Raw genomic sequence first — 24,633 nt, 5'->3', positions numbered from 1 at the left:
GTAGGATTGCCCCGTGGACGACTCGGTGGACCGGCACATCGCGCGGTGGCGCGGGAAGGCGCCCTTCGACGAACGCGTGGAGGCGATCGTCACGCGCATGCAGTTCCTGGTGAAGCACCTCGCTCAAGCGAAGGACAGTGCGCTCGCCGCGGTGGGCCTGCAGGACTTCGAGTACGAGACCCTGCATTGGCTCGGGGCCCGGGGAGAGGGCGGCCGTGCCACCCCGTCCGAGCTCGCCGCCGAGCTGAAGGTCTCCCCCGCCGGCATGACGGGCCGCCTGGACACCCTGGAGAAGGCGGGGCTCGTCCGGCGCATCCGCAGCGTGGAGGACCGCCGCCGGGTGGACGTGGAGCTGACGAGCGAAGGCCGCGCGATCTGGCTCAAGGCGATGGATCTGCGCGGCGAGGTCGAGGACGCGATGGTGGGCGTTCTGGGGCCGGACGACCAGGAGATCCTCGCGGCGCTGCTCAAGCGAATGCTGCTTCGCGTGGAGAACCCCGGCCACGCCTGACTCGTGGACAGGGAGCGGCGGGCCCCGCCTGGACCAGGCATGGCAGACCGGCTCCCGGGATCAAACCTGGCGACCGGCTCCTGGGCCAGGCGTGGCCGACCGGCTCCCGCGACCGGGCGTGGCGACCGGCCCTGGACGGGCGTCCGGCCCCCTCGGTGACGTCCCGAACCGAGAGGGCGGGATCAGCGCTTGTTCCGGCTGGCCACGATCGTGTGGACAACCTTCTCCAGCGCGTACGCCGGGTCGGTGCCACCACCCTTGACCTGCTCGTCGGCGGTGGCCACGGCCTGGAGGGCGGTGGAGATCCCGTCCGGCCCCCAACCGGACAGCTGGCGCTTCACCCGGTCGATCTTCCATGGCGGCATGCCCACGTGGCTCGCCAACTGGCCGCCGCGCAGGTTGCGGGGCGCCCCGCCCACCTTGGCGAGCGAGCGCAGGCCCCCGGCGAGCGCGCTGACGATCAGCACCGGCGCCACGCCCGTGGCGACGGCCCAGCGGACCTGTTCGAGCGCCTCCCCCAAGCGACCCTCGATGGCCAGGTCGGCGATCGTGAAGCCGCTGACCTCCGCGCGTCCCCGGTAATACTTGGCGACCGCCGCCTCGTCGATGTTCTTGCCCTCGGTGTCGAAAGCGAGCTGATTGCAGGCGGCGGCAAGTTCGCGCAGGTCGCTGCCCACCGCGTCGAGCAGCGCCTGGGCGGCGGCGGGCGAGATCGAGCGGCCCTCCCTGCGTACCTCGGCCTTGATGAAGTCGAGCCGCTCCCCCGCCTTGGTCGGCTTGGCCACGGTGACGACGTCCGCGCCCGCCTTCTTCACCCCGTCTACCAGGGCCTTCCCCTTGGCCCCACCGGCGTGGGCCAGCACCAGCACGGCGTCGTCGGCCGGATGGGCGGTGTATTTCACGATCTCGGCGATGACGTCCTTCGAGAGATCCTGCGCCCCGCGGATCACGATGACCGAGCGGTCACCGAACAACGAGGGGGAAACGAGCCCGGTCAGCTCCCCCGGCTCCACCTTGCTCCCCTGAAGGTCGTGCAGCTCCGCCCCCGGATTCTCGGCGCGTACGGCGGCCACGATGGAGCCGACGGCGCGATCGGCCAGGAACTCCTCGTCGCCGACGACCAGGGTCACAGGTGCTGGGTTCGCCATGTCACGCAGCATGCCACGCCCCGGCGGCCGGGGCACATCCACCGCCACCCCTCCCTCGCCTTCTCACCTGGCTCGCGCTCCTTTGCCCCGTACGACCACCGCGAGGCCGTCGTCAGTGGCGACGACGGCGATGTCCCCGGACAGGTCGGTGCGGTAGGGGCGCATGCCCAGCCAGCGCAGGCGCCGCAGCGTCAGCGGGGCGGGATGCCCATAGTCGTTGACCGCGCCGACGCTGATGAGAGCGGCCCGCGCGCCCGTGGCGGCGAGAAAGGCAGGTGCCTGTCGAGACGAGCCGTGATGAGCGACTTTCAACAGGTCGACCCGTGGCAGGCCGCGCCGCACCAGGGCTTCCTGCGCCTCCGTCTCCAGGTCACCGGCGAGCAGGGCCGTCCCCAGAGCCGGCCCCGATACTGCCCCCTTCATCGGCCCCACCACCGGCCCCGCCACCGGCCCCGCCACCGGCCCCACCATCGGCCCCGCCACCGGCCGCACTCCGGGGGCTGCCGCCTCCGCCGACGCTCCGGGCACTCCAGGCGCTGCGGCTGGGCCGGATGCTGTCGCAGCGCCGGAAGCTGTCGTTGCGCTCTGCGCTCCCGCGGCCCCCTCCGCTGCCGGAGCCTGCACTCCCGCAGCGCCTGGCGCTGTCACTGTGCCCTGTGCTGCGAGCGACCCGCCAGGCGCCGCGGGCGAGCCGCCGGGCGATGTGGACGGTCCGAACCACCGGACCAGCAGCACGACGCTGGCGTTGTTGGACACCGCCCCCTCGCCGGGGCCCTGCGGCCCCACACCGGGCTCGGGGGCGAGCACGGTGATCTCGCTCGGTCCGAACCGCCACCGCATTCCGGGGACGGCCTGCCATTCCGGAATGTGCGCCGCCCTGAGTTGCGCGGAGACCCGTACGGCCTCGCCCTCGGGCACGCGGCTCGGGCTCACGACCACCGCCCCCACCGCCCGGCGGCGCAGCACGCCCGGCAGCCCGCCGACATGGTCGAGATGGGGATGAGTCAGGACCACGAGCGGCACCTGTCGTACTCCGAGAGCACGCAGGCACCGATCGGCGGGGCCCGGCTGCGGCCCGGAGTCGACCACCACGGCCCGGCCGGGACCGGCCGCCAGCGCCAAGGCGTCCCCCTGGCCGACGTCGCAGACGACCAGCAGCCATCCCGGCGGCGGCCAGGGGGACACCACCGGCACGGCCACGAGCACGGCGAGCAGCGCCCCAGCGGAGAGCGCCGCCACCAGGCGTCTTCGCGCACGGCCACGCAGCACGAGCCATCCCGCGACGGCCGCCGCCGCGAGCGCGGCGACGCCCGCCACTCCCCCGAGCCACTCCGCCGAGGCGAACGGAAGGTCCGCCGCCCGCTGCGCCACCGCGATGATCCAGCCGACCGCCCACCCGGCAGGACGCACCAGCAGCCGGGCCAGGTCCATGCTCACCGGAGCGACCACGGCGGCCCCGAACCCCAGCACAGTCGCGGGCGCCACCGCGGGCTCCGCGAGAAGGTTGGCCGGGACCGCCGCCAGATCGAGCCGCCCCGACATCAGCACCAGCAGGGGCGTGACCGCGGCTTGCGCCGCGGCGGACACCGCCAGGGCCTCGGCGAGCAGGCGGGGCACCCGGCGCGCCGTCAGACGGTCGCGCCATCGGGGCGCGAGGATCAGGATGCCGCCGGTCGCGAACACCGACAGCGCGAAGCCCCACTGACGGGCCAGCCCGGGATCGAACACGACCAGCCCCAGCACGGTCGCCGACAGGGCGGCCACACCGTCCCGGGTGCGGCCGGTGCCGAGGGCCACGGCGGCGACGGTTCCCATGACGAGGGCCCGCAGCACGCTCGGCGACGGCCTCGCCACGACCGAGAAAGCGATCATCGCGATGACCGCGACGACGGCCCGGAGTGCCAGGGGCAGGCCGGCGAAGCGCCCGAACACCAGCACAGCACCCGCCACGATCGCCAGATTGGTGCCGGATACGGCGGTGAGGTGGCTCAGGCCCGCCGTCACCAGGTCGAGCCGCACCTCCTCGTCGAGGCGTGACACGTCGCCGACGACCAGGCCGGGCAGCAGCCCGCGCTGGTCGTCCGGCAGCACGCCACTCGCCTCCCGCAGCCCCTCGCGTAGCACCCCGGCCGTACGCTGAACGGCCGAGGGCGTGCCGATCGGCTCGGGCAGCCCCCGGACGAGCATCACGGCCGCGACCGGCTCACCCTGCTCCGCCGGGCTCAACCGCCCGCGCACCCTGACCCGCTGGCTGGGCAGCAGCGGACGCCAGCCGTCGGCCGGACCGAGCAGCACGACGGGCACGTCCACGGCGTACCGCTCCCGAGCGGCCGACACGAGCAGCATCCGGGCCTGGACGACCGCCGTCTCCCGCCGGGACACCCCGCCCTGGTGCGGCCGGATGCGCGGATCGTCGGTGATCTCGGCTTCCGCGGTCACCGAGACGCTCCGGTGGGCCAGGTCCGGCACCGGCCCGGTCGTCACCCGGTGGACCATGAACGCCGTCACCGTGGCCGTGACGGCGGTGGACGCGAGCACCGCAAGGGCGGTCCGGAGCGCGGCCCCCGGCGCTCCCACCAGGTCGGCGAGTCTCCCACCTGCCCGCTTGCCGCGCCGCCCGGCGGTCCACGCAGTCGCCCACATGACCGCGCCCGCGATGGTCGCGGCCAGTGCCACGGCAGCTCCGGCGACGGCGGAGCAGCCGAGCAGCACGAGCGCCGTGAGCCAGGCGGCCACCGCCGGAGCGGCCAGAGCCACCGGACCGGAGACCGCCCGGCCCTGTCCAGCCTCGTCGCGCCCTGCCGGTTCGCTGCCCGGCTCGTCGCCCGGTTCGTCACGCCACGACCCGGAACACCCCGACCCGGCACACCCCGACCCGGCACACCCCGGCAGGTCGCAGCCCCGCCCGGCACACCCCCGCTCAGCGCACCCGGCCTCACTGCAGACCGTCGGGCCGCTGTCCGGCTCGTCGTGGTCCCCGGTCAGGCCGTGAGGGAAGCCGACGGCGGTCACACGGAGACCTTGTCGCGCATCTCGGCGAACTTCCTGTCTCCGATGCCCGGGACCTCCTTCAACTGGTCGACGCTCTGGAAGCCTCCGTGCGCGTTCCGGTAGTCGACGATCCGTTGCGCGATCACGCCGCCGATCCCGGGCAGCGCGTCGAGTTGCTCGGCGGTGGCGGTGTTGAGGTTCACCACGCCCGCTCCGGGCACCATGGTCGATCCAGGGACGGAGGCGGAGTCCGCACCGGCCGCCGCCGGGCTTCCGGCGACGATCTGCTCACCGTCCACCAGACGCCGGGCCAGGTTGATGGCACCCGGTTTCGCGCCCTTCCGCAGACCTCCTGCGGCCTCGATCGCGTCGGCGACCCGCGCGCCGGACGCGAGGACGAACACTCCCGGGTGGCGAACCTTGCCCGTCACATAAACGACGACCCGCGCGGGCGACCCCGGGGTGGTGACCGTGGAAGAACCGGCACCCGCGACATAGGCCGTCGCGCCCGGCCCGCCGTCGGCTCCCGGGCCCGGAGACGCGGGCGTCGCCGAACCAGGCGGCACGTCGCGGCCGGCAGCGGAATCCGCGCCATGATCTGCGGCAGAACCAAGGTCGCGAACCGCGGCGGCCGGAAGCGGCGGGGCGATGGGCTCGGCCACCGGCCTCGACCGCCAGGCCAGGACCCCGGTGACGACCGCGGCGAGCAGCCCGGCGGCCACGAGCACCCGCAGCCCGGGCATGCCCGGATCGAGCCGTGGCAGGGCGCGACCGAGAGCCGCCCGTCCGCGCGTTCTCAGGTCTGGCACGGATGTGCTTGGCACGCCGGAACGTCCTGCCGACCCGTCTGGGCGGCCCGCCCATTGATCTGCGGCCTCCTCGGGCAGGATGAAGGTCTCCTCGCGGTAGGGGCCGTCCTCGGCCTCCGTCGGATGCTCGGGCACGTAGGTCTCCGTACGGACGATGTGGGGAGCGCCGAACGACGGCGGCGGCCCGGGCGGGGACGGCGTCGATCGCAGGCGGGCGGACGGGGGAACCGGATCGAGTGGACGCAGCAGCGCGCGCAGGCGGGACTCGCCGACGACGCCACGCGCGGCCCCAGGAGACTCCTTGCTTCGCACGCCATGGACGGTAGGGACTCGCCGAGACCCCGCTCGTCACCGAACGTGGTTCTGTGGATAACCTGCGAACCCCCGGTCGCCCGTCAAGCTCACCGCCCCACGGCGCAACGCGGCCAACGGCACACCGCAGGTCGGGGCGCCGCACAGGCCTGGAGGCGCGGCGGGGTTGGGACGCGCGCGAGCGGGGTGGGACAGCGCACAACTGCGGAAATGCGGCGCTTGCACGTCCCGAACAGCACCCGTGCACAGCACCGTGCGGCACAACACGTGGCAGGGTACGGACGCAGTCGCAGCACGGCGGCGCGGCGGGGATTGGGAGGAGCGCACGGGCAGGTGGGGTGGGGCAGTGCGCGACTGCGGAGTTGTGGCACTTGCACGGCTCGGCACAGCATCGTGGCCCAGCGTGACTCAGCGCGAAGTGCAGCCCGGCGTGCCCGGCGTGCCCGGCGCGACACGGCGCGGCTCAGCATGGGGCACGACCCAGCGCGGCACGGCTCAGCACAGCACGGCACGGCTCAGCGCGACCCAGCGCGACCCAGGCGCGGCTCAGCGTAAAGCACGACCCAGCGCGCGGCACGGCGCGAAGCGCAGCTCAGGCGGGGCTCAGGCGGGGCTCAGTCCAGGGTGGCGGGGGCGATGGTGACGCCGAGCATGCCGGGGCCGACGTGGGCGCCGAGGACCGGGCCGATTTCGGCCACCCACATCCGTACGAGCCTGGGCAGTCGCGCCGTCAGGCCCTTGGTGAGCGCCTCGGCCCGTTCGGCCGCCATCAGATGCTGCACGGCCACGTCGACGGGCCGGTCCCCGGCCGCCTCGACGGCAAGGTCCTCCAGGCGGGCGAGGGCACGGCTCCCGGTGCGGACCTTCTCCAGGACCCCGATCTCGCCGTCGGCCATCCGCAGCAGCGGTTTGATCGACAGTGCCGATCCCAGGAGGCCGGCCACCCGGCCGATGCGGCCGCCGTGCCGCAGGTAGTCGAGCGTCTCGACGTAGAAGAACGTGCTCGTGGAGGCGGCCCGCCGCCGGGCCACGTCGGCCACCTCGGCGACCGGGGCCCCCGCCGCGGCCGCCCCCGCGGCGGCCAGCGCCGCGAAGCCGAGTCCCATGGCGATCGAGCCGCTGTCGACGACCTCGACCGGCACGGAGGCCTCTCGCGCGGCCAGACGTGCGGAGTCCGCGGTGCCGGACAGCGCGCCGGAGAGATGGACGGAGACGATCGCGGTGGCGCCGTCGGCGGCGGCCCGCTGGTAGGCGTCCGCGAAACGCTCGGGGGCCGGGCGCGAGGTGACGATCGGCGAGCGGGCCTTGAGTGCGTGCGTGAGAAGACCGGCGTCGAACGAGGTAACGTCGTCGATTTCGCGATCACCGAGGATCACTTGTACCGGTACGACGGTGATGTTCCATCTACCGGTCGCCTCGGCGCCGAGGTACGCCGTGGAATCGGTGACGACAGCGACAGATGGTGACATATCGCGAGATTACCCGTGGGTGATCGCCTGGCAAGCTTTTCAGGCAGCTTCAGGCTTTTTCTTGGACCGGCCGGCCTTTTCCTGAACCTTCAGGTCACGCCGACGATCCCGCCCGTCGCTGAACCGGCCCACCACGAAAACCGGCGCGTCGCTGAACCGGTCCTCACCAAAACCGGTCCTCACCAAAACCAGTCCGTCAGCAAAACCGGTCCGTCACAAAATCCCGGCCGTTACTGGACCGGTACGCCGCCCCGCCAGACGCGACGCGGCTTGAGGCCGAACGACCAGGCGAACGCGCCCTCGTGGTCGGCGTCCCACTGGACGATGTCGGCAAGGCGGCCGGGGGCGAGGATGCCACGGTCGGGAGCGCCGAGGACCTGGGCTCCGCCGAGCGTGGCGGCCCGCAGGGCGTCTCCGACGCTCATCCCGAACGCCGCCACCGCGAGGCTGATGACCAGGGACATCGAGGTGATGCCGCAGTGGCCGGGGTTGTGGTCGCTGCCGAGCGCGATCGGGACACCCTGGGCCAGCATCCTGCGCACCGGCGGGAGGTGGCCCACCTGCAGGGCCGCGCCCGGGCAGACGACGGCGGGCACGCCGTACCTCGCCATCAGGGCGACGTCCTCGTCCGAGGCGTGGTGGAGCAGGTCGGCGGAGGCGCAGCCCATCTCGGCCGCGAGCTGGACGGCGCCGCGCCGGTTGTAGGCGCCCGCGTGGATGCGCGGCAGCAGCCCGACGTTGCGGCCGGAGGCCAGCACCCAGCGGGCCTCCTCGGCGGTGAAGTGACCGTCGTCGCAGTAGACGTCGACGCTGTCGGCCCCCGCGCCGGCGGCGTCCGCGCACCAGGAGGCGACGGCCTCGACGTAGTCGCGCTGGCGGCCGAAGTATTCCGGCGGCACCACGTGGGCGGCCAGGAACGTGACGTGGACCCGCGGCATCATCGGCTCTTTTTCGAGCTCGCGCAGCAGCCGCACGTCGGCCAGCTCGCCGTCGCGGGTGAGGTGGTAGCCGGTCTTGGCCTCGACGGTCGTGGTGCCGCCGAGCAGCCACTCGCGCAGCCGCTCGCGGACCCCGTTGCACAGCGTCCAGGGGTCGGTGCCACGGGTCACGGTGACGGTCGAGCCGATGCCGCCGCCCGCCGCCGCGATGGCCGAGGCGCTGGACCCGCCGGACCGCATCGCCATCTCCGCGTAGCGGTTGCCCGCGTACACGGGGTGGGTGTGCGCGTCGATCAGGCCGGGCGTGACGAGCGCGCCGCCGAGGTTCTCCACATGGTCGACGTCGACGATGTCGTCCACGACGCCGGGAACGCTCTGCGGGAGGTCGGCGGCGCGGCCGACCCACGCGATCCGGTCGTTGTGCACCAGGATCGCGGCGTTGCTGCACACATCGTGTCCGGTCCAGAGCCGGCCGATGTTGGTGAGAAGGCGAACGGTCATCCGACCACCTGCCACACACCCCGGGACGACGAACGACCCCCGCCTGCGGGCGCCTGGCCCGCCGGGTCCGCTTCGCGTCCGGACGTCATTGGGGGGTCTCCTGCCTCATCGCGCACCGATGTTGTGCGATGACCCTACCGCCGGGATCTCGAACCCGGGCGATTCAGTTCAGTTACGGTATTTCACAGGTGGGCTTGATGTACAGGGTTAGCGACAGAAACGTACGCCGGTATCATGCGCATCGCCGCGCATCAGTCGTCTCACACGCTGCGGCGAGATCAGGTTCGACGCAACCGATCCGTTGTCCGCGAACGCCTTGAATAGGGTGACCGCACTGCCTGGAGTCATGTCGTTACCCACGCCATAAGGTCCCATTAGGCTTTCCTGATCGTAGCAAGGGCAACCGTCGGCGGGCCACCGACACGCGAAGGTGACCCGCCGTTGAAGGCGTCAGACGGTCTCGACGGGCTTGGCCACCCGGTCGAGCTCGGCGTACAGGTCGGCGAGGACCCGGGCGTGCAGGACCGTGCCGTCGCCGGTGTGCTCCAGTGACAGGACCTCGCCCTCGCTGTGCGCCCGCGCGATCAGGTCGCCCCTGTCGTACGGCACCAGCAGCCTGACCTCGTGGTCGAGGCGGGGCAGCTCCCGCTCGATCACGGCCATGAGCTCGCCGATCCCGGCCCCGGTGCGGGCGGAGACGACGACGCTGTGCCGTTCCTTCATGGTCAGCCGGGTCAGCACGACGGGGTCGGCCGCGTCGGCCTTGTTGACGACCACGATCTCCGGGATGTCCCGCGCGCCCTCGATCTCGGCCAGCACCTCGCGCACGGCCGCGATCTGCGACTCGGGGTCGGGGTGCGAGCCGTCCACCACGTGGAGGATCAGGTCGGCGTCGCCCACTTCCTCCAGCGTCGAGCGGAACGCCTCGACGAGCTGGTGGGGCAGGTGCCGTACGAAACCGACCGTGTCGGCGAGCGTGAACAGGCGGCCGTCGGGGGTGCGGGCCTTGCGCACGGTCGGGTCGAGGGTCGCGAACAGCGCGTCCTCGACCAGCACGCCAGCGCCGGTCAGCCGGTTGAGCAGCGACGACTTGCCGGCGTTGGTGTATCCGGCGATCGCCACGGCGGGCACCTCGCGGGCCTGCCGCCGGTGCCGCTTGGTCTGCCGCGCGGTCGACATCTCCTTGATCTGCCGCCGCAGCTTGGCCATCCGCTCGCGGATCCGCCGCCGGTCCAGCTCGATCTTGGTCTCACCGGGGCCGCGGCCGCCGATGCCGACGCCGCCTGCGGCGCGGCCGCCGACCTGACGGGACAGGTTGCCACCCCAGCCTCGCAGGCGCGGCAGCAGGTATTGCAGCTGCGCCAGCTCGACCTGGGCCTTGCCCTCGCGGCTCTTGGCGTGCTGGGCGAAGATGTCGAGGATCAGCGCGGTCCGGTCGATGACCTTGACCTTCACGATCTCTTCGAGCTGGCGGAGCTGGCCGGGGGTCAGCTCGCCGTCGCAGATCACGGTGTCGGCGCCGCTCGCGGCGACGATGTCGCGCAGCTCGATCGCCTTGCCCGATCCGATGTAGGTGGCGGGGTCGGGCCGGTCGCGACGCTGGATCAGACCCTCCAGCACCTGCGATCCGGCGGTTTCCGCCAGCAGCTTCAGCTCCTGCAGCGAGTTCTCCGCGTCCAGCGCGGTGCCGCCCGCCCAGACGCCGACCAGGACGACCCGCTCCAGCCGCAGCTGCCGGTATTCGACTTCGGTGATGTCTTCGAGCTCTGTCGACAGACCCGCTACGCGGCGGAGCGCCTGGCGCTCTTCCAGTTCGTAATCGCCCACGGCGAGGTCTTCGGGCTCGTTTCGCATATATGTCATCTCTACTAGACAGAACAGTCGGACACCCCGATGCCTTCCCAGGCCCCGGATGCCTCCCGTCGATGGTGACACGACCCCCCGGACGTACGCACTCCCTTATGCGCCCGATTCGCCAGGAGCCGAGCGAATTCCCGATCATCGGCAAACGGGATGTAGCAGGGTTGATCACGAGCGGGGCCGACCGGCGCCCCCGGACGCAGCAGGAGGAGAGCGTGACAACCCTGGGCACCGACCTTCGCCGTACGGTACGCGGCCAGGTCCACGTCCCCGGCGACGACGGCTTCGAGGCCGCGCGACTGCCGTGGAACCGGGCGGTCGACCAGCGCCCGGCCGCGGTCGTGGAGGCCGAGGACGCGGCCGACGCCGCCGCCGTGGTCGGCTTCGCGGGCCGGGCCGGTCTCCCCGTCGCGGTGCAGCCGAGCGGGCACGGCGCCACGACCCGCCTCGACGGGACGATCCTGCTGCGCACCGGACGGCTGCGCGGCGTGGAGGTCCAGCAGGAGCGGCGCACCGCCCGGGTCGAGGCCGGCGTGCAGTGGGGCGAGCTGCTGACCGCCACCGGCAAGCACGGGCTGACCGGCCTGCCCGGCGGCTCCCCCGTCGTCAGTGTCACCGGCTACACCCTCGGCGGCGGGCTCGGCTGGTTCTCCCGCAGGCACGGCTGGGCGGCCGACGCCGTACGCGCCTTCGAGGTGGTCGCCGCCGACGGCACGCAGGCCCGCGTCACCGCCGGATCCGACCCCGAGCTGTTCTGGGCGCTGCGCGGCGGCGGGGGCGACTTCGCGCTGGTCACGGCGATGGAGCTGGACCTGCACCCGGCGCCGCATCTTTACGGCGGGCGCATGCTGTGGCCCGCCGAGCGGGCGCCCGAGGTGCTCGCCGTCTATCGCGAGGTGACCGCGGCGGCGCCCGAGGAGCTGACCGTCTGGTTCGCGATGGTGAAGTTCCCGGCGGCGCCCCACGTGCCCGAGCCGCTGCGCGGGCTCGCCGCGGTCGTGGTGGACGCGACGTTCCTGGGCGGTGAGGAGGAGGGGCGCGGCCTGCTCCGGCGGTTCGAGGACATCCCCGGCGCGCTGAGCGACAGCCGCGCGGCGATGCCCCTGGACGCCCTGGGCGGCATCTGCGCCGAGCCGACGCAGCCGGTGCCCGGCGCGGGCCGCGCCGAGCTGCTGACCGGGCTCGGCGACGCCGTGGCGGACGACCTGCTCTCGGCCGTGGGAGGCATCGCCCCCGTGGGCACTGTGCAGGTGCGTCACCTGGGCGGCGCACTGAGGCGCCCCGCCGACGGCGGCGGGGCGTGCGGGCACATCGCCGAGCCTTACCTGCTGAGCATGGTCGGGCCGGTCCTGTCGCCGGAGGGCGGGCAGGCGCTCACCGCGCGGATGGCGGAGATCGCCCAGGCGATGGCGCCGCACACGAGCGGCCGCAAGCCGTTCACCTACCTGAACGGCGGCGAGACCGCCGCCTCCGCGTTCGACGCGGACACACTGGCCCGGCTGCGCGAGATCAAGCGCCGCCGCGACCCCGGCGGCGTCTTCCGCGCCAACCAGCCGGTGCTCGGATAGCCCGGCCGGCTATGCCTTGTGCACCTCGGCGTCGCCCGATCCGGTCCTGACCGTGATCGTGTGCGGCGCCGAGTCGTCGTCCAGGACCTCGATCCTGCGGTCGCCGCTTCCCGTGGACGCGTTGACGTTGTAGGCGCCGTCCGGCACCCAGAGCCGGCTGTCGCCCGACCCTGTCACGGCCTGTACCTGGTCGGGAACGGCGGTGAACCGCAGCGTGATGTCCCCCGACCCCGTGCGGGTGTTGACCTGCTTGGCGGCGAGCCCCCGCGCGTCGAGGTCGCCCGAGCCGGCGGAGGCGTTCACCTGGCCGGTCAGGTCGCGCAGCGTGATGTCCCCCGAGCCGGTGTCGATCTTCACGGTGAGACCACGCGGCACCTCCACCTTGTAGTCAACCGAGCAGTCGTCGCACTTGTACGCCAGCCTGAGCGTGTCCCCGTCGACGGAGTGGCCGTTCGCGGGCTTGTCCCCGCGCCAGTGCAGGGTCTCGGTGACGTGAACGCCGGTCCTGTCGCTCTCGCTCACCACGACATCGCCCGACGCCGTGTGGGTGTCGAGGACGGCCACCTTGTCCTTCACGTCGTAGGACTCCACGGCCTGCTGCCCGCCGAAGTTGAGTGGCACGTCACACGCCGCGACGGAGAGGCTCAGTCCCAGGACGGCCCCCGCGACGGCCATCGTCTTGTGTCTCATGCCCTAGATCCTCGGGGATGCGTGCGCGCCCTCTCATCGGGGAAGTCCCTCACCATCCCCTGAGCCGTCCCCCGCGTTGACCCCCGGACGTTCCCTGAAGTAGCGTCGATTCCACGATTCAGAACTATTTTTCCGGAAGGTGGAAAATGGCGGAAGACGTCGAGATCAAGGGCCCCATGCTGGACCGGTTCGACGAGATCCTCACCCCCGAGGCCCTCGGCTTCGTGGCCACCTTGCAGCGCGAGTTCGACCCCAGGCGTCAGGAACTGCTCGCTGCACGTCAGGCGCGGCAGGAGGAGCTGTCCGCGGGCGGCATGCTCGACTTCCTGCCCGAGACCGCCCACGTCCGCGCGTCCGAGTGGCGGGTCGCCCCGCCCGCTCCGGGGCTGGAGGACCGCAGGGTCGAGATCACCGGTCCGGTCGACCGCAAGATGACGATCAACGCGCTCAACTCCGGGGCCAAGGTCTGGCTGGCCGACTTCGAGGACGCCAACTCGCCGACCTGGGAGAACACGATCAACGGGCAGCTCAACCTGCGCGACGCCCTCGACCGTACGATCGACTTCGAGGCCGGCGGCAAGACGTACGCGCTGCGGCCGGACGAGGAGCTGGCCACCATCGTGGTGCGCCCGCGCGGCTGGCACCTGCCGGAAAAGCACATCCTGGTGGACGGCGCGCGCATGTCGGGGTCGCTGCTCGACTTCGGCCTCTACTTCTTCCACTGCGCCAAGCGGCAGATCGACAAGGGCCGCGGGCCGTACTTCTACCTGCCGAAGATGGAGTCGCACCTGGAGGCGCGTCTCTGGAACGACGTGTTCGTCCGCGCCCAGGAGCTGCTCGGCATCCCTCGGGGAACGATCCGGGCGACCGTGCTCATCGAGACCTACCCGGCCGCGTTCGAGATGGAGGAGATCCTCTACGAGCTGCGCGAGCACTCGGCGGGCCTCAACGCCGGCCGCTGGGACTACCTGTTCAGCGTCATCAAGAAGTTCCGCACCCGGGGGCGGGAGTTCCTGCTGCCCGAGCGCAACGCGGTGACGATGACCGCGCCGTTCATGCGGGCCTACACCGAGCTGCTGGTGCGCACCTGTCACAAGCGCGGCGCGCACGCGATCGGCGGCATGGCGGCCTTCATCCCCTCGCGCCGCGACCCCGAGGTCAACAAGGTCGCGCTCGAAAAGGTGCGGGCCGACAAGACCCGCGAGTCGGGCGACGGCTTCGACGGCTCCTGGGTGGCCCACCCCGATCTCGTGCCGATCTGCCGCGAGGTGTTCGACGCCGTGCTCGGCGACCGGCCCAACCAGATCGACCGGCTGCGCGAGGACGTCCACGTCACGGCCGAGGACCTGCTGGCGGTCTCCAAGACACCGGGCGAGATCACCGAGGCCGGGCTGCGCAACAACGTGGACGTCGGCCTGCGCTACCTGGCGGCCTGGCTGGGCGGCAACGGCGCCGCGGCGATCCACAACCTGATGGAGGACGCCGCGACCGCCGAGATCTCCCGTTCGCAGGTCTGGCAGTGGATCCACAACGAGATCACACTGGCCGACACCGGCGCGGTGGTGACACGGGAGCTCGTCGAGCGGATCATCGAGGAGGAGCTGGCCGGGATCGCCGCCGAGCCGGGCTACGACGAGAAGCTCTACGCGCAGGCCACGGCGCTGTTCAAGGAGGTCGCCCTTGACGACGACTTCGCGGAGTTCCTCACGCTTCCGGCGTACGAGCGGATGCCGTGACGATGTGAGGGGAAGCGGGAGCCGATGTCCGAGCTCGAACGGCTGACGGCACGGCTGGCGGCCGTGCTCCCGCCGGACGCCGTCATCACCGACCCCGTACGGCTGCGCACCTACGAGTGCGACGGATTGACCGTCCATCGGGCGACCCCCGGTGTGGTCGTGCTGCCGGACGGGGCCGAGCAGGTCGCCGCGGTCGTACGGCTGTGCGGCGAGCACGGCGTGCCGTTCGTCGCCCGCGGGTCGGGCACCGGCCTGTCGGGCGGCGCCCTCCCCCGCACGGACGGCGTGCTGATCGTCACCTCCCGCATGCGGCGGATCGTCGAGATCGACATCCCGAACCGGCGGGCCGTGGTGGAGCCCGGGGTGACGAACCTGGCGATCACCGAGGCGGTGCGCGACCAGGGGTACTACTACGCCCCCGACCCCTCCAGCCAGCAGGTCTGCTCGATCGGCGGCAACGTCGCGGAGAACTCGGGGGGCGCGCACTGCCTCAAATACGGCTTCACGGTCAACCACGTGCTCGCCGCCGAGATCGTCACGCCGGACGGGGACATCGTGGAGCTGTCCGCGATGGACGCCGGCTATGACCTGCTCGGCGCGTTCATCGGCTCGGAGGGCACGCTCGGCATCGCCAGCAAGATCACCGTACGGCTGTCGCGGGCGCCGGAGGCGGTCACGACCCTGCTCGCCGCCTTCACCGGCATCGAGGCGGGCGGGCAGGCCGTGTCGGCGATCATCGCGGCGGGCGTCGTGCCCGCCGCCATCGAAATGATGGACGCGCTGGCGATCGAGGCGGCCGAGGCCGCCGTCGACTGCCGCTACCCCGCGGGGGCGGGAGCCGTACTGGTGGTCGAGCTGGACGGCCCGCGCGCCGAGGTGGAGCACCAGTTCGCGGCCGTGGAGCGGATCTGCCGCGACAGCGGCGCCTTCGAGATCCGGGTGGCCGCCTCCGCCGAGGAGCGGGCGGCCATCTGGAAGGGCCGCAAGTCGGCGTTCGCCGCCGTGGGCCGGATCAGCCCTGCGTACATCGTGCAGGACGGCGTGGTGCCGCGCACCGCGCTGCCGCGCGTGCTCGCGGGGATCGACCGGCTGCAGGAGGAGTTCGGCATCCGGGTGGCGAACGTCTTCCACGCGGGCGACGGCAACCTCCATCCCCTCGTGCTGTTCGACGACTCCGTGCCCGGCGAGGCCGAGCGCGCCGAGATCGTCAGCGGGCGCATCCTCGACCTGTGCATCGAGCACGGCGGGTCGATCACCGGGGAGCACGGCGTCGGCGTGGACAAGGCCCGCTACATGCCCCGGATGTTCACCGGCGACGACCTCGACACCATGCAGCTCGTGCGGTGCGCGTTCGATCCCCGGGGGCTTGCCAACCCCGGCAAGGTCTTCCCCACGCCGCGCCTGTGCGGCGAGGCGCCGGGCGTGCGCAAGGGCGCCCATCCCCTGGTCGAGGCCGGTCTGGCGGAGCAGTTCTGATGAGCGAGCGGGACGTCAGGGACGCGCTGGAGGCGACGGGTGTGGCCGTGCGCGGGGCCGGCGACGAGGACGAGGTGGCGGGCGTTCGGCCGCGCTGGGTGGCGCTGCCCGAGTCGGCCGAGGAGATCGCGGCCGTGATGCGGGTGTGCGCCGCGCACGACCTGGCCGCCGTCGCGACCGGCGGCGGCACCAAGCTGCACTGGGGCGCCCCGCCGCGCCGCTGCGACGTGCTCGTCGACCTGTGCTGCATGAACCGGGTGATGGAGCACGCGGCGGGCGACCTGGTCGTCCGGGCGCAGGCCGGGGTGACCGTGGAGGCGCTCGCGCGCGCTCTCGCCGAGGAGGGGCAGGAGCTCGCGCTCGACGTGCCCGTGCCGGGCACCACGGTCGGCGGACTGCTGGCCACCGGCGTCGCCGGGCCGCGCAGGTTCCGCCACGGCACGGCCCGCGACCTGCTCATCGGCGTCACGGTCGTGCTCGCCGACGGCACGATCGCCAGGTCGGGCGGGAAGGTCGTCAAGAACGTCGCCGGATATGACCTCGGCAAGCTGTTCACCGGCTCGTACGGCACGCTCGGGATCATCGCGGACGCGACGTTCCGCCTCCATCCCCTGCCCGCCGCCCGCGCCTGGGTGACCGCGACCGTCGAACGGCCGGTGACCGTGACCGTCGAGCCCTACGTGTACGAGGGGAAGACGCTGGAGACCACATCCACGGGCGTCGCGGCGTCCCTGCACGCGGCGATCCCGGCGATCACCGAGTCGCCGCTGGAGCCGAGTGCGGTGGAGGTGGACTGGCCCGATGTGGAGGGGCCCTGCACGGTCGCGGTCCTGGTCGAGGGCGCCGCCGCGGCCGAGCGCGCCAAGGCGCTGTGCGGGCTGATGGGCGAGACGGCGGAGGTGACCGAGGAGCCACCACCGTGGTGGGGACTCCTGCCCGAGCCGCCGGCGCCGGACCGGCCACCCGGGGGCACGACGAACGGAGGCACGGGCAGCGAGGGCACGACGAGCGGAGTAGCGGGAGAGGGCACGGGGAGCACCGGCGGCGGGGAGATCCTGCTGGAGGTCAGGAACATCCCCTATCGGCTGGCGGGCAGCTTCGTCGGCCCCTTCGAGGCGGCCCGTGAGGCGGGCGTGCGCGCGTCGGTGCGCGGCTCCCTGGCCGCGAGCGTCCTCCACGTCGCCCTGCCGCCGGACACCGAGCCCGGACGGGTCGCCGCCTTCACGAGCCAGCTGCGCGACCACATGGAGACCGACGGCGAGGGCCGGGTCGTCGTGCTCGCCGTGCCGCCCGAGGCCGGTCGCCGCCTGGACCGGTGGGGGCACGTCGGCGCGCTCCGCCTGATGCAGCGGGTCAAGGAGCGGTTCGACCCCGATCGCCGGCTCTCCCCCGGCCGTTTCCCGGGAGGCATCTGATGGACCCCGAGCTGATCAAGGACTGCGTCCACTGCGGGTTCTGCCTGCCCACCTGCCCGACGTACGTGCTGTGGGGCGAGGAGATGGACTCCCCGCGCGGGCGCATCCACCTCATGGGGCAGCACGTCGAGGGCACGCCGGTCACCGGCGCGATGGCCGGCCACTTCGACGCCTGCCTCGGCTGCATGGCGTGCGTCACCGCGTGCCCGTCCGGTGTGCGGTACGACCGGCTGATCGAGCAGACCCGTTCGGTCGTCGAGCGCGAGCACGTGCGCCGCCCCGACGAGCGCGCGATCCGGGCGCTGGTGTTCGCGTTGTTCCCTTACCGGCGCAGGCTGCGGGCGATGCGGCTGCCCATGCGGCTGATCAGGCGCCTGCAGTCGTTCCTCGAGGAGGTTCACCCCTCCCTCGGCGCGATGGCCGAGCTGGCCCCCGCCGTCCCCCGGCCCGTACGGCTCCCGCCGCTGGTGCGGGCGAGGCGGCGGCGCAGGGCGCGGGTCGGGCTGCTCACCGGATGCGTGCAGGGCGAGTTCTTCCCGCAGGTCAACGCGGCGACGGCCCGGGTGCTCGCGCTGGAGGGCTGCGACGTGGTCATCCCGCCCCGGCAGGGCTGCTGCGGGGCGCTGTCGCTGCACTCGGGCCGCGAGGACGAGGCGAAGAGGTTCGCCCGCCGCACGATCGAGACGTTCGAGCGGGCCGGTGTGGACGCCGTGGTGGTGAACGCGGCGGGCTGCGGATCGAGCATGAAGGACTACGCCGAGGTGCTGGCCGGCGAGCCCGGCTGGGCGGCCCGCGCCGAGGCGCTGCGGACCCGCGACCTGGCGGAGTTCCTGATCGAGCTGGGCCCGGTCGCCGAGCGCCGCCCGCTGCCGCTCACGGTCGCCTACCACGACGCCTGCCATCTGGCCCACGCCCAGGGCGTGCGCGCGCAGCCGCGCGAGCTGCTGCGCGCGATCCCGGAGCTGGAGCTGCGGGAGATCGAGGAGTCCGCGATCTGCTGCGGGTCCGCGGGCACCTACAACCTTCTCCAGCCCGAGGCGGCCAGGGAGCTGGGCGACCGCAAGGCCGAGCGGGTGCTCGCCGCCGGCGCGGACGTGCTGGTGTCGGCCAACCCGGGATGCACGATGCAGATCGCGGCCGCCGTACGCAGGGCGGGCAAGGGGGAGATCCGGGTCGCGCACACGGCCGAGGTGCTCGACGCTTCGCTGCGCGGTCTCGAACCCGGCATCCTGGGATGGTCCCCCCGTCAAGGATGACACCGCCGAGGAGGAGGATGCCGTGAGCGTGCAGAGCGTCGACCGGGCGCTGGACGTGCTGGAGGCACTGTCCGAGCATGGCGGTCAGGCCGGGCTGTCGGAGATCGCCGCCACGACCGGCCTGCCGTACGGGACGATCCACCGGCTGTTACAGACGCTGCTGGCCCGCGGGTACGTCCGGCAGGAGTCCGACCGGCGCTACGCTCTCGGCGGCGCGCTCGTGCGGATCGGCGGCGTGGCCGAGCGGATGCTCGCCGTCTGGGCCGAGCCCTATCTCGCGAGGCTCGTGGAGCTCTCGGGCGAGACCGCCAACCTCGCGGTGCTGGAGGGCGACTACGTCGTCTACGTGGCCCAGGTGCCCTCGCCGCGCAGGCTGCGGATGTTCGCCGAGGTCGGCCGCCGCGTGCTGCCGCACAGCACGGCCGTCGGCAAGGCCCTGCTGGCCGGGCGGGACGACGCGGAGGCGGTGTTCCGGCGCACCGGGCTGCCCCGCCGTACAGACCGGACGATCACGTCGGTCGGCGAGCTGCTGGAGGAGCTCGACCGGGTGCGCGCCCAGGGGTACGCGCTCGACCTGGGCGAGGAGGAGAGCGGGGTCCACTGCATGGCCGTGCCGGTCCACGACGGCGGGCGGGCCTTCGCGGCGATGTCGGTGTCCGGGCCGGCCGAGCGCATCGACGCGATCGACCGCGAGGAGCTGGCCGCGATGCTGCGCAAGGTGGCCGAGGACTTCGGCGCCGCCGTCCTCCACCCCTGACCGGTCGCGGATCGGTCAGTATGGGGTCATGTGCCGAAGCATCAAGACCCTGCGCCCGCCGTTCACCGACGAGGTGACCGAGGAGGACATCCGGGCGGCGGCCCTGCAGTACGTCCGCAAGATCTCCGGCTTCCGCGCGCCCGCCGCGCACAACGCCGAGGCGTTCGACCGCGCGGTCGAGGAGATCGCGCAGGCCAGCACGGCGCTGCTGGCCTCCCTCCAGGTGCGCGGCTCGGCCACCCGATAGCCGGTCAGACGTTCCCTGGCGCCCGGTAACCGCTCCAGCGTTCCCGGCCCGCCCGGTGGTTGCCGCTCGTCCGCCGAGTCACCGCTCAGATGTTCTCCAGCAGGGCGATGAGGTGCTTGCGGCTGTCGTCGTCCAGTTCGTCGCTGCTCCACCGCTCCCGCAGCCGCAGGGTCGCGCCGCCGTAGAGCACGAGTTCGGCGTCGAGCGGGATCCGCTTGCCGATCCGGACGCTCTCGATCTCCTCGAAGGCGACGAACCGGTTCCGCTCGGCCAGGCTCACCGCGGTCGTCGTGCCGAGCAGGTCGCGCATGCGCTGCCGCCCGTTGTCCGACTTGCCGGGGTTCGCGACCAGGACGATCCCGGTGGTCAGCACGAACAGGTCGTGTTCGGCCCCGTCCACCCGCACGTTCGCCAGGCCGCCGACGACGGCGGAACCGAAGGTGCTCGGGGCCGTGTCGGCCGGTGCTGCCCGGCGGATGTCGACGCCGAGCGCGGACAGCTCCGCGAGGGCCGCCCGCAGGCCGTCCGGACTGACCGCGAGCGTCGCGATCTTCCCCAGCGGCAGCTCGTCGCAGCGTACGCCGCGGAAGCGGGCCGGGCCGCTCCAGGAGTGCCACCACCGCGCGACGCCGGACCGCAGCGCGGCGAGCCTGAGCAGGGTCTCCAGCGGCTCGGCGAACAGCGGGCCCACCTCCCGCCGGGTGGCGGTCGGGAAGAAGGGCTGCGCGATCGTCGTGAGCTGCCCGGCCGCGATGGCGTCGATTACGTCGGCCAGCCCCACCGCCGGTTTGCCGGTCGTACGGGCGATCATGCGGAGGATCGCGTCGGCGTCGCGCTGGAGCTGCTCGGCGAGGGCCGTCGCGGTGAGCTCGGGCCAGGTCAGCAGGGTGCGCTCTTCGCTGTCGATCGCCACCTGCTGCAGCGCGCGCCCGGCCTCCGCGATGTTCGCGAGCATCATCGCCGCGGGCCGGGTGTCGAGCGGCGCCGCCGTGCGGGGCGCCGCCGCGAGGGCGGCGAGCCGTTCTGACAGGGGCGGGTGCGTGTCCCATCTGGAGCGCTGTCGTCCGGCTCGCGGGCGCGCAGCTCCTCCAGCTCGTCCCGGCGCGCCTCCACCAGCGCGCCGAACCCGGCGAACAGGTCGGCCGGGGCATATCCGGACTCCCAGCCGAGGCGGACGTACTGGTCCAGGAAGAATTCCCAGGCGGCGGCGAGGACGCGGATCTCGCGCAGCGCACTGACCGCCGCGTCGGCTCCCGCCGCCCGGGCCGAGGCGAGGTCGGCCTCCAGCTCCTGGCGACGCGACCCCGCCCGGTCGACCAGGAGGTAGAGCCGGGCGTACGCGAGGAAGAGCCAGCCCGCCGGGTTGTTCGGCCCGATGCGGTCCAGGGTGTGGGCGATCACCAGCCTGCCCCGGTACGCGGGCACGGACAGGCGGGTGTGGCGTTCGGAGTAGTGCCCGAGCTCGTGCGCGAGCACGGCCCGCATCTGTCCGACCGTCATGGTCTGCAGCAGCGGCAGGCCGACGTAGAGGCGGCGGCGTCCCCCGGAGAGCCCCAGAAAACGCGGCTCCTCCTGCACGGCGGCGTTGACCTCCGCGGTGAGCCAGATCTCCTCGGGCATCCGGGTGCGCGCCTCCGCCGCCAGCTCGCGTACGGTCGCCCACAGCATCGGCGCCCGGTCGGCAGGCAGGAGCAGGCCGCGCGCCTTCTACCTGAACGTCTGCGCGTCGGTACAAGGCGTGCAGGACCGGGCCGACGGATGGATCGCGGCCGAGCGGGAGTCGACGCTGCCGCTCCTGGTGAAAGGCGCGCACGGAGTCAGGTGGGCATGGGAGGCGCGCGGGGCCACGGGGTGGGGCGGGAGGAGACGCTGCGGCGCTTCCACGCGGCGACGAGCCGGCACCCCTGGCACCTGCACACCCACTCCCAGATGCTCCAGTGGCTGTGCGCGAAATGGTTCGGCAGCGAGGAGGAGATGTTCGCCTTCGCCCGGCGGGCCGTGGCGGACGCGCCTCCCGGCAGCCCGCTGGGCGGGCTCGTCGCCGAGGCGCACCTGGAGAAGTGGCTGTCGCTCGACAGGGGCGATGACGATGTGTACATGACGCGTCCCGACGTCAGGGCCGAGTTGCGCGCCGCCGCCGACCGCTCCGTACGGCATCCGGCCTACCGGCGGCGGCCGGGCTGACCGGAGGACCACAACGTGTTCGCCTGCGCCTTCGCCCTGGCCGGCGACCACGTCGCGGCCAAGGAGCGCTTCGAGGCGTTCGGAGATCTGGTGACCGCGATCCCCTGGCGCTATCTCGGCGATCCCGGCGCGATCTGCGGGAGGCTGCGCCGGGACGCGTTCGCGTACGCCTAGGCCACCCGGCAGGGCAACCGGATTCCAAGCGGACGTCAAGTGGCGGGCGGGACAGTGTCCGCATGGGCGTCATCTCCGGTTTCCGCCCGCCCGGCCGGTCCGACGAAGCAGGGCGAAGCGGGACGAAAAGCGCGACGGCGCGCACGGAGGCGATCGCCTGCCCGACTTGGACGCTTTGCAGCGAACAGGAAGCGTGTCACGATAAATGATCACGACGTTTGCGAGGGAGAGGGGGCGGAGCATGCCGCCTGCGATCGTCGGACATGAAGGTCCACTTGCCGGTCAGCGTTTCCCGATCGACGACAAGCCGATCACCTTCGGCCGCAGAGGCGACAACAGTGTGGTGATCACGAGCGAGCGGGCCTCGCGCTTCCACGCGGAGCTGCGCCGCGAGGCCGAGGGCTACGTGCTCCTCGACCGGGGCAGCAGCAACGGGACGCTGGTCAACGGCACGCGTGTCACCAGGCATGTGCTCCAGCCCGGCGACACGATCGCCATCGGAGGGGAGACGTTCCGCTTCGAGGCGTTCGACGACTCCGTGACGGTGCTGAACACCTCTCTGATGCAGCGGTTCCGCCCGTCAGCGCCGGACGTCGAGCCGGAGCAGGTGTTGCACGTCACCGTCTCCGGCGGCGGGCCCGTCGGGCTGGCCTTCGCCCTGCTCCTCGACCACCTCATGGGGCAGCGCGTCACCATCACGATCTACGACGGCCGCTGGACCATGGACGGCTCGCGCGTCGTGTGGAAGAACGCCAGGCAGGGCAACAACCGGCGGCAGCAGGTCGTGACCGTGCAGAGCCGCCAGTATCTGAACCTCCCGGAGGACGTCCAGCAGCGGCTGTTCACCGAGGGGTCCTACAGCGAGATGTGGCCGGCCGGTCCGGACTCCATCCGCGGCTGCGGCCCGCGGAACATCCGGATCGCCCACATCGAGGACACCCTGCTGGAGATGGCGAACGAGAGGTCCGCCCGCATCCGCCTGGTGCCGGAGAAATTCGACATCGCGGAGCGCCAGGACACCGTGGCCAAGGAGCACGTGCTCGCCATCTGCGAGGGAGGACGCTCGCGGACCCGCGAGCACTTCACCGACAGGTTCGGCCGGGCCGACGAATCGATCTTCTCGCTCGACGGCCGCCACCTGCAGGACGTGGTGCTGGGGATCCGGGTGAAGTCCAGCCTGCCCGACCCGGCGATCGTGCTGCTGACCGTGGCGCAGAACCGGTTTCTCCTCAACTCCCTTCGCGGCGAGGGCTTCCTGAACATGCGGCTCACCGACGACGAGGCCGCGGAGGTCGTCGGCATCGACCCCGTACGGCACGTGTTCGAGGAGTGCGTCGCCTCCAGCCCCTGCCTGATGGAGCGCACCCAGGACGGGGACTTCCACTGCTCGACCCACCACACGCTGTTCCTGCCCGCCCTGATCAAGGGATCGGCGCTGTGGAAGCGGGCGCAGGAAGGGCTCGCGCTCTTCGGCATCGCCGACGGCGACGTGAGCGCGGTCACCGCCTTCCGGCTCGACATGGTGCAGCGGCCGCGGTTCACCGCCCGGTTGTTCTCCCCCACCTCCACCACTCCCGGGACGTACGGGTTCCTGCTGGGCGACGCGGCCAACGCGATCCACTTCTGGCCGGGACGGGGCCTCAACAGCGGCCTGGCGTCGGCCATCTCGCTGGCCAGGTCGCTCAACCGCAACTGGCGCGGCAGGCCGTTCCGCGACGCCGACTTCGTACGGCACGAGGCGGCGATGTCGATGCTGCAATATCGGCACAAGAGCCGCGCGTGGAACGCGATGGTGACCACCGACGAGCAGGGGGTCACCCGAGCGATCAAGGACACGATCGTGCAGGGCATCGAGGAGGGCAGCGCCGCCCCGGACCGGGAAGCGGACATCGAAGCCATGATGGAGCGCCTGCGGCAGATCCGCGACCGCCTGTCACCCCGTGTGCCCGGCATGCCCGACGACGCGACGCTCCTGCGGCACCTGAACGCACTGAGCAGCGAGACGTTGCACACCCTGCTGGTGAGCGGAGCCTGGGAGACGCTGACGGTCGGCGGCGAGGAGGTCGACATCGACATCTTCGACCAGCCGGTCGCCGCGGCCTCCGCCGCCGCACCCGAGGGGGCGCTCGTCGCACGGCAGGCGGACGGGCAGAGCGGGCGGCCGGTCGGCTGACGCCGCTGCGCGAAACCCAGCCGCACGAAACCAACTGCGTGGATAACCACTACGCGAAACACGGAACCGGCCCGGGCCGTCCGGCGGAGTAGAGGCGAGAGGCGCGACAGCGCCCACGAAAGGATGGCCTCTATGAACGGACAAAACGGGTAGTGAGGGCGATATCTGGCGATCTGCACTACCCCTCGGTAGCCCCGGCTCACGAACCCGGTGGCTCCCGTGACGGCACCGAGCCAGGTCCCGGAGCCGGTTCCGGAGCCGGTTCCGGAGCTCTGACCCGGCCGTACGACAGCAGGCCGTACCAGGCCGCACTGGACGGGGCCGAACCGCGCGCCGCCGATCCCCCCGCCGCCGGCCCATACAGCGCCCGGCCGCACGATGCCCGGCCGCACGACGCTCGGCCGCACGACGCTCGACC

Annotated in this window: 20 protein-coding genes; 11 read left to right on the top strand and 9 right to left on the bottom strand. The window is 72.6% G+C overall.

The features are described 5' to 3' along the window. Nucleotides 1-13: 13 nt before the first annotated feature. On the top strand, nucleotides 14-511 hold the full coding sequence (locus tag OHB01_RS21995) for a MarR family winged helix-turn-helix transcriptional regulator (RefSeq protein ID WP_328853913.1): 498 nt from the start codon (nucleotides 14-16) through the stop codon (nucleotides 509-511). 182 nt (nucleotides 512-693) lie between these two features. Here the strand turns inward: OHB01_RS21995 and holA are convergent, their stop codons facing one another. The 6 genes from holA to hflX all read right to left on the bottom strand — a co-directional run bounded on the left by holA (nucleotide 694) and on the right by hflX (nucleotide 10,533). After that, nucleotides 694-1,659: a DNA polymerase III subunit delta gene (gene holA, locus OHB01_RS21990; RefSeq protein WP_328853912.1), complete on the bottom strand. Its 966-nt coding sequence runs from the start codon at nucleotides 1,657-1,659 to the stop codon at nucleotides 694-696. Between the two features lie 63 nt (nucleotides 1,660-1,722). After that, nucleotides 1,723-4,671 (bottom strand): ComEC/Rec2 family competence protein, encoded by a 2,949-nt coding sequence (locus tag OHB01_RS21985; protein WP_328853911.1) that lies wholly within the window; start codon nucleotides 4,669-4,671, stop codon nucleotides 1,723-1,725. Continuing rightward, nucleotides 4,668-5,771, bottom strand: coding sequence for a ComEA family DNA-binding protein (locus tag OHB01_RS21980; protein ID WP_205830834.1), 1,104 nt, complete (start codon nucleotides 5,769-5,771; stop codon nucleotides 4,668-4,670). Before OHB01_RS21980 ends, OHB01_RS21985 begins: the two co-directional genes overlap by 4 nt. A 614-nt stretch (nucleotides 5,772-6,385) precedes the next feature. Then, a complete protein-coding gene (locus tag OHB01_RS21975) occupies nucleotides 6,386-7,240 on the bottom strand; it encodes a DegV family protein (protein WP_142650580.1) in 855 nt (284 codons plus the stop codon). 230 nt (nucleotides 7,241-7,470) lie between these two features. Beyond that, complete coding sequence (hutI, locus tag OHB01_RS21970) at nucleotides 7,471-8,679, bottom strand: imidazolonepropionase (protein WP_142622131.1); 1,209 nt, start codon at nucleotides 8,677-8,679, stop codon at nucleotides 7,471-7,473. A 450-nt stretch (nucleotides 8,680-9,129) separates the two neighbouring features. Then, nucleotides 9,130-10,533, bottom strand: coding sequence for a GTPase HflX (gene hflX, locus OHB01_RS21965; protein ID WP_240971913.1), 1,404 nt, complete (start codon nucleotides 10,531-10,533; stop codon nucleotides 9,130-9,132). 221 nt (nucleotides 10,534-10,754) lie between these two features. On the opposite strand from hflX, the gene OHB01_RS21960 reads away from it, so the two are divergent. Next, complete coding sequence (locus OHB01_RS21960; protein WP_328709531.1) at nucleotides 10,755-12,107, top strand: FAD-binding oxidoreductase; 1,353 nt, start codon at nucleotides 10,755-10,757, stop codon at nucleotides 12,105-12,107. 9 nt (nucleotides 12,108-12,116) lie between these two features. On the opposite strand, the gene OHB01_RS21955 is transcribed toward OHB01_RS21960, so the two are convergent. Continuing rightward, nucleotides 12,117-12,797, bottom strand: a complete 681-nt coding sequence (locus OHB01_RS21955) for a DUF4097 family beta strand repeat-containing protein (protein WP_147943528.1) — start codon at nucleotides 12,795-12,797, stop codon at nucleotides 12,117-12,119. A gap of 146 nt (nucleotides 12,798-12,943) precedes the next feature. Here OHB01_RS21955 and aceB point away from each other — a divergent pair, with 146 nt between their 5' ends. The 6 genes from aceB to OHB01_RS21925 are packed head-to-tail and all read left to right on the top strand — an operon-like array spanning nucleotide 12,944 to nucleotide 19,684. Further along, entirely contained in the window at nucleotides 12,944-14,533 is a 1,590-nt protein-coding gene (gene aceB, locus OHB01_RS21950) for a malate synthase A (protein ID WP_142650576.1), read from the top strand. Between the two features lie 24 nt (nucleotides 14,534-14,557). Next, nucleotides 14,558-16,009 (top strand): FAD-linked oxidase C-terminal domain-containing protein, encoded by a 1,452-nt coding sequence (locus OHB01_RS21945; protein WP_328853910.1) that lies wholly within the window; start codon nucleotides 14,558-14,560, stop codon nucleotides 16,007-16,009. Then, on the top strand, nucleotides 16,009-17,424 hold the full coding sequence (locus tag OHB01_RS21940; protein ID WP_328853909.1) for an FAD-binding oxidoreductase: 1,416 nt from the start codon (nucleotides 16,009-16,011) through the stop codon (nucleotides 17,422-17,424). The genes OHB01_RS21945 and OHB01_RS21940 overlap by 1 nt, the downstream gene beginning before the upstream one ends. Continuing rightward, the gene (locus tag OHB01_RS21935) at nucleotides 17,424-18,680 is read left to right on the top strand and encodes a (Fe-S)-binding protein (protein ID WP_328853908.1); all 1,257 of its coding nucleotides are present in this window, start codon (nucleotides 17,424-17,426) and stop codon (nucleotides 18,678-18,680) included. The genes OHB01_RS21940 and OHB01_RS21935 overlap by 1 nt, the downstream gene beginning before the upstream one ends. Before the next feature lie 22 nt (nucleotides 18,681-18,702). Next, nucleotides 18,703-19,437, top strand: coding sequence for an IclR family transcriptional regulator (locus OHB01_RS21930; RefSeq protein WP_142650572.1), 735 nt, complete (start codon nucleotides 18,703-18,705; stop codon nucleotides 19,435-19,437). A 28-nt stretch (nucleotides 19,438-19,465) separates the two neighbouring features. Beyond that, nucleotides 19,466-19,684, top strand: a complete 219-nt coding sequence (locus OHB01_RS21925; protein ID WP_142650571.1) for a DUF2277 domain-containing protein — start codon at nucleotides 19,466-19,468, stop codon at nucleotides 19,682-19,684. Nucleotides 19,685-19,769: 85 nt separating this feature from the next. On the opposite strand, the gene OHB01_RS21920 is transcribed toward OHB01_RS21925, so the two are convergent. Further along, nucleotides 19,770-20,642: a hypothetical protein gene (locus tag OHB01_RS21920; RefSeq protein WP_142650570.1), complete on the bottom strand. Its 873-nt coding sequence runs from the start codon at nucleotides 20,640-20,642 to the stop codon at nucleotides 19,770-19,772. Further along, the gene (locus tag OHB01_RS21915; protein ID WP_142650569.1) at nucleotides 20,639-21,352 is read right to left on the bottom strand and encodes a M48 family metallopeptidase; all 714 of its coding nucleotides are present in this window, start codon (nucleotides 21,350-21,352) and stop codon (nucleotides 20,639-20,641) included. The genes OHB01_RS21920 and OHB01_RS21915 overlap by 4 nt, the downstream gene beginning before the upstream one ends. A gap of 159 nt (nucleotides 21,353-21,511) precedes the next feature. On the opposite strand from OHB01_RS21915, the gene OHB01_RS21910 reads away from it, so the two are divergent. The 3 genes from OHB01_RS21910 to OHB01_RS21900 all read left to right on the top strand — a co-directional run bounded on the left by OHB01_RS21910 (nucleotide 21,512) and on the right by OHB01_RS21900 (nucleotide 24,215). Next, a complete protein-coding gene (locus OHB01_RS21910) occupies nucleotides 21,512-21,868 on the top strand; it encodes a hypothetical protein (RefSeq protein WP_147943531.1) in 357 nt (118 codons plus the stop codon). Nucleotides 21,869-21,883: 15 nt separating this feature from the next. Continuing rightward, nucleotides 21,884-22,042 carry a hypothetical protein gene (locus OHB01_RS21905; protein WP_168066348.1) on the top strand — a complete coding sequence of 53 codons (159 nt, stop codon included), beginning with the start codon at nucleotides 21,884-21,886 and terminating at the stop codon, nucleotides 22,040-22,042. A 241-nt stretch (nucleotides 22,043-22,283) separates the two neighbouring features. Continuing rightward, a complete protein-coding gene (locus tag OHB01_RS21900) occupies nucleotides 22,284-24,215 on the top strand; it encodes an FHA domain-containing protein (RefSeq protein ID WP_147943532.1) in 1,932 nt (643 codons plus the stop codon). Nucleotides 24,216-24,633: the final 418 nt, after the last annotated feature.

Source organism: Microbispora hainanensis (genome assembly GCF_036186745.1).
Classification (GTDB): Bacteria; Actinomycetota; Actinomycetes; order Streptosporangiales; family Streptosporangiaceae; genus Microbispora.
The sequence above is the reverse complement of the archived record's forward strand: the minus strand, read 5'-3'. Positions and strand labels throughout refer to the sequence as shown.